The organism is Pseudoalteromonas sp. P1-13-1a, from assembly GCF_001401875.1.
Lineage (GTDB): Bacteria > Pseudomonadota > Gammaproteobacteria > Enterobacterales > Alteromonadaceae > Pseudoalteromonas.
Genome location: NZ_LKDV01000107.1, coordinates 1 through 336 on the forward strand (window position 1 = coordinate 1; position 336 = coordinate 336).

Annotated in this window: 1 protein-coding gene; it reads right to left on the minus strand. The window is 43.5% G+C overall.

Features of this window, described 5'->3' with window-relative positions; translation table 11 throughout:
• Positions 1 to 102 precede the first annotated feature (102 nt).
• Positions 103 to 336, minus strand: a 234-nt coding sequence (locus AN391_RS20590) for a hypothetical protein (RefSeq protein ID WP_235576007.1), incomplete at its 5' end; no start/stop codon positions are given.

Below are 336 nucleotides of genomic sequence, written 5' to 3' on the forward strand. Positions count from 1 at the left end.
GCGTCAAGCAGTACTTTGTAGCGTGGGTTGAGTATCATGAAACCCACGGGTAAAAGAACGCGACGACCACCTCAGTGCCCAGTGAATCCCATTAAAAAAACATTAAGAGTACTTTGCTATGTGACTCTCCACCGCTGTGGGTACTACGACATCGCAAGGCTCCAAATACGAGAAAGCTTTTACAGCAATGTGATGGTTTTTTACGTCTGAAGGAAAGTAATATTCAGCATTTTCTTCTCTAAAGCGTAGCGCCTCTTTGTGAATAGTATTTTGGCTATCTGAAAATAAGCACACGTAATACATACCCATCCAACACCTACCATCTAGGTCAGGCGA